The sequence below is a fragment of the Lichenihabitans sp. Uapishka_5 genome (assembly GCF_033947565.1).
Lineage (GTDB): Bacteria > Pseudomonadota > Alphaproteobacteria > Rhizobiales > Beijerinckiaceae > Lichenihabitans.
The window spans coordinates 1-1,787 of sequence record NZ_JARPVX010000181.1; the positions used below are offsets into that span (position 1 = coordinate 1).

3 protein-coding genes are annotated in these 1,787 nt (G+C 72.9%); all 3 read right to left on the reverse strand.

What is annotated here, in order from left to right; all coding sequences use genetic code 11:
• A partial coding sequence (locus P7D22_RS22945; RefSeq protein WP_319936560.1) for an alpha/beta hydrolase occupies positions 1 to 510 on the reverse strand: 510 nt, incomplete at its 3' end.
• Positions 507 to 1,340 (reverse strand): carbon-nitrogen hydrolase family protein, encoded by an 834-nt coding sequence (locus tag P7D22_RS22950; RefSeq protein WP_319936561.1) that lies wholly within the window; start codon positions 1,338 to 1,340, stop codon positions 507 to 509. The genes P7D22_RS22945 and P7D22_RS22950, both read right to left, overlap by 4 nt.
• 27 nt (positions 1,341 to 1,367) lie before the next feature.
• Positions 1,368 to 1,787: LysE family translocator (locus P7D22_RS22955; protein WP_319936562.1), on the reverse strand; the 420-nt coding region annotated here is incomplete at its 5' end.

Genomic DNA, 1,787 nt, shown 5'->3' on the forward strand with positions numbered 1-1,787 from the left:
GTCGCCCGCGACCGCGAACGGGCCGCCCCTGGCGAGGGCGTGGCCGGCGAGCCAGTCCCAGGCGCGTCGGCAATCCGCCAAGGGCGTCGGAAACGGATGTTCGGGCGCGAGCCGGTAGGCCGGCACCAGCACCGGCCGTCTGGTGGCCAGCGCCAGCAGGCGGGCGAAGCGCTCGTAGGTCTCGAGGGTGCCGAAGCTCCAGCCGCCACCATGCAGGAACAGGAGGGCGCCGGGTTCCGGCTGCGGCGGGGTGACGAGCCGGCAGGGCAGGGGCGGGTCGCCCAGCACCAGCAGATCCTCGGCCGCCGCCACCGGCGGCAGATCGGCGTTCCAGCGTGCCATCGACCCGTCGGCGAGGCGCCGCGCCGCATCGGGCGGCAGGTCGACCCAGTCCGGCAGGCCGGCGTCCTCCGCTTGCAGCCAGTCCCACACCGCCTGCATGGCGGGGGTGCGCCGTGCCGCGGGGCCGAGCAGCCGCTCGAGGTCGAGGTTAGGGGCGGATGCGGTCACGTCCGCGCCTCCGGCAGCCGCACCCGGTGCTTCGCCACCGGGATCATGGCCCGCACCGAAGCGACGCGGGCCGGGTCGATGCGGGTCGCGGTCCAGCCGACCCCGTCGCTGGCGCGCGCCACCACGTGGCCCCACGGGTCGGCCACCAGCGAATGGCCATAGGTGTGCCGCGTTTCGGCGCCCTGCGGAAAACTGCCCGTCTGGGCGGCGGCGCAGACATAGGTTTCGGTCTCGATCGCCCGGGCACGGCAGAGCACCTCCCAATGGTCCTTGCCGGTCTGCAGCGTGAAGGCGGCCGGCAGGGCGATCAGCGTCGCGCCCCGGTCGGCCAGGGCTTGGAACAGCGCCGGGAAGCGGAGGTCGTAGCAGATGGCGCAGCCCACCGTGACGCCCTCGCACGCATAGGTCACCACCTCCTCGCCGCGCTTGAAGGTGGCGCTTTCCTTGTAGTCGGTGCCGTCCGGCGCTGTGATGTCGAACATGTGGATCTTGCGGTAGCGCGCCACCTCCTGGCCGTCTCGGTCGAAGGCCAGCGTGGTGTTGTGCAGCCGTGCGTCGTCGGGGATGCGTTCGAGCATCGAGCCCGCATGGATGAACACCCGGTGCTTGCGGGCGAGGGTCTGCATCAACCGGGATGCCGGTCCGTCCGGCCCGGCTTCCGCTGCCGCGCGCTTCGTGTCCCGGGTGCCGCCGAGGTGGTCGAAACATTCGGGCAGGCAGATCCAGTCGGGCGCGTCCGCCGCCACCGCGGCGTCGATCAGGCGCTCGGCCGCCGCGAGATTGGCGGCCTTGTCGGGCCCGGAATTCATCTGGATCAGTGCGACCTTCATGGTGCTGCCTTTCTGGTCTGCGGCCGATCAGCCCCGGTCGAGTGCGAGCCGCAGCCCGAAGCCGACGAACACGACGCCGGTGATCCGGTCGAGCCCCCGCGTGACGTCGGCCCGGCCCGCGATGGCCGAGCGCAGCGCCGCGGCGCCGCCGAGCAGCACCCCGAACCAGGCGAGCGCCAGGCCGATGTGGATCGCCGTCAAGGCCACCATGGTGGGGGCCGCCGGCCACCCCGCCGGCACAAAGCCCGGCAGAAACGACAGGTAGAACAGCCCCACCTTGGGGTTGAGCAGGTTGGTCAGCAGCCCGCGCCGAAAAGCCTGCGGCGCGGCCGGTTCGGCTTCGAGCGTCAATGCCTGCCGCGGCCGCAGCAGCATCGCGCCGCCGCACCACAGCAGGTAGGCGGCCCCGACCCAGCGCAGCGCCGCATAGGCGGCGCTGCGCTGGGT